Below are 2,392 nucleotides of genomic sequence, written 5' to 3'. Positions count from 1 at the left end.
CTAGGGCAGTATGAAAAAGAGTTTGAATTGCAGAGTAAGCAAGGTTTGTTATTTAATGAAAATGAGTTTAGCGAATATGAGACTTGCTTTTGTGGAAAATAGGAGAATTTATGTTTGATTTTTTAAAATATCAATATGTTGAGATAAGAGAATATGATTTGAAAGATGCTTATAGAAACGCAGAGGAATTAGAAAAGATAGGTTATGAAGTTGTAGGAAATGAGTATAGAAAATTTGCAATACAAATGCGTAAGCCTAAGAATGTTACAAAAATGTTTTATTTAAATATGATAGGCTGGGGGTTTGTATTTATTATGATATGTGGTGCGTTTGCATTTGGTTTAATGATGGGTGTAGCTGTAAAATGTGAAGCTAAAAACAAGCAAGTTGCTTTTGTGGAAAATAGATTTTGAAAGGATAAGGAATGAAAGCTAAGAAATACAAAGATATAAACGAAATGTATGAAAACGCACACAGACCATGCGTAGATTGTAAAAAAGGAGGCATTATGGGTGATGATGTATATGAGTATGTATGTGGTGCAAGTTTAAAAAAATATGAAACTTGTAAGCATAAAGAATACATAAGGAATATTCATAATATCTATATGGAGGCTTTAATTAAGGCTTATGAGAATGGGGGTAAAGAATGAATAAATTAAGCGAAAAGGTAATGAAAGATTTTTTAAAAACAAAAAGTGTAGAGCAAATACACTTTGATAAGTTGCAAGAAAAAGGCTTGATAAGTGAGTATGAAAACATTGTTTTAAATACAGCAGAGAACTTTTATAATAATCCTATTAAATGGCTATTTAAGTATATATTCATTGCTATTAAAAATGGATTTGTAAATTTTCTTAAATATCTTTTTGTAGGTATGGGGAGCATTTTATTTGCACCTTTATCAATATTTAAATCACTTAATGGCGATGGGCTTGTAGAGATTTGGAAAGCTTTTAAAACGGCTAGGTTTTATGTCAAATATAAAGATGAAATAAAAAAAGCAATACAAAATTTAGAAAAGGATAAGGAATGCAATTAAAAGATTTTGATTTTAGGATTTGGGACAAGGGAGAAGAAACTCTCACTTATGCAAGTAAGGATTGGAATCTATGCATAGGCTTTTCTAATCCACGGCAGGATAAATGGGAAGTTGAAAGCGAGTTACACGCCTACTATGATGGTGAGCCTATGTGTCCTAGTGATTGTGAGATTGAGCTATGGAGCGGACTTTGTGATAAAAATGGCAAAAAGATTTATGAGGGGGATATTGTGAAAAATAGAAATTTAGACACACTTTTATGTCTCTTTGATAAACATAATCTAAGATTTGTTTTTAAATATATAAATCGTAAGGAATACGATATATGCTACACCGCTATGGATATTTTGGAAGTTATAGGCAATATCCACGAGAATGCGTATTTGTTAAAAAAAAGAAAAAGGCTTGATAAGTGAGTATGGGGATATGTATGATTCAAAAAGATTCCCTAAATATTAGCAAAAATGCAAGGATTTTGAAAGGGTAAGGAATGAGTGAAACGAAAGGAGCAACATGCAACACCTCCTTTCTGTTACTATCTAGCATGTAACAAAAAGTAAATTTTTATAATACGCTACATTAATAAAAATGCAAAATATCAAAATTAAGATTATAATAACTTTGTATTTCATTTTGCCTCCTTTCTAACTCTTGCTAGAAAAGAGAAAATTTACCGCTTAAGTTGGTAGCTTAAGCGGTAATAACATTATACTACTACAATTATTTTTTATTTGCAAAGCTAGAGATGTTTCATGCTTACGCATTAAGCCATGACAAGTAAAGAAATGTTACCACAAGACGAAAGCTTAAAAAAACAAAATACCCCCTTTATTTTATTTACTTTATATTTTACTATTGCATAAAGTGTAAATAGGTGGGCAGCAATGCGTTCTTTAACCCTCTAAACCCTAATAAAAATGAATTGATTGCATTGTAACCTTGTAATACTTAACATGATTTCTTTCTTGTCTCGTTGAGGCGTTAGCAAAAACATCTCTACTTGCATAAAGGTTAGATGTTTCACACTAAAGCGTTCAACATGACATAAAAAGTAAGACCACGCTTTTTATCGGCATTCCTTAAAGTTGAATTTTTATTTTTTTACTTCATTCATTGCCGCCCACTTATTTACACTTTTTGAATTTGTTTTTTTGTCATTTTGAGCGAAACGAAATATCTTTTTTGAATGCAAAGCAAGAGATGTTTCGCCTTGCGGCTCAACATGACAAGGCAAAGAAAACAAAAACCAGCTTTTTAAGATTGCGTTATGGCTTTTGTAATTTTTTCTACATTTTGGCTAGGAGTTATCTTTTGTGATAATGACTAGTCAAAATGTAGAAAATTTGCAGAA

The 2,392-nt window shown here is 30.8% G+C and carries 5 protein-coding genes; 4 read left to right on the top strand and 1 reads right to left on the bottom strand.

The window, feature by feature from the left end:
* Nucleotides 1–110: 110 nt before the first annotated feature.
* The 4 genes from T368_RS0111145 to T368_RS14090 are packed head-to-tail and all read left to right on the top strand — an operon-like array spanning nucleotide 111 to nucleotide 1,457.
* A complete protein-coding gene (locus T368_RS0111145) occupies nucleotides 111–413 on the top strand; it encodes a hypothetical protein (RefSeq protein ID WP_004088379.1) in 303 nt (100 codons plus the stop codon).
* 11 nt (nucleotides 414–424) lie between these two features.
* Nucleotides 425–652, top strand: coding sequence for a hypothetical protein (locus T368_RS0111140; protein WP_004088380.1), 228 nt, complete (start codon nucleotides 425–427; stop codon nucleotides 650–652).
* Nucleotides 649–1,041: a hypothetical protein gene (locus T368_RS0111135; RefSeq protein ID WP_004088381.1), complete on the top strand. Its 393-nt coding sequence runs from the start codon at nucleotides 649–651 to the stop codon at nucleotides 1,039–1,041. The genes T368_RS0111140 and T368_RS0111135 overlap by 4 nt, the downstream gene beginning before the upstream one ends.
* A complete protein-coding gene (locus T368_RS14090) occupies nucleotides 1,032–1,457 on the top strand; it encodes a YopX family protein (protein WP_004088382.1) in 426 nt (141 codons plus the stop codon). Before T368_RS0111135 ends, T368_RS14090 begins: the two co-directional genes overlap by 10 nt.
* 677 nt (nucleotides 1,458–2,134) lie before the next feature.
* Here T368_RS14090 and T368_RS15770 read toward each other — a convergent pair.
* Entirely contained in the window at nucleotides 2,135–2,284 is a 150-nt protein-coding gene (locus T368_RS15770; RefSeq protein ID WP_155266241.1) for a hypothetical protein, read from the bottom strand.
* Between the last annotated feature and the right edge of the window lie 108 nt (nucleotides 2,285–2,392).

Origin of the sequence: Helicobacter bilis ATCC 51630 (assembly GCF_000686565.1) — a bacterium.
Taxonomy (GTDB): domain Bacteria; phylum Campylobacterota; class Campylobacteria; order Campylobacterales; family Helicobacteraceae; genus Helicobacter_A; species Helicobacter_A bilis.
The sequence above is the reverse complement of the archived record's forward strand: the minus strand, read 5'-3'. Positions and strand labels throughout refer to the sequence as shown.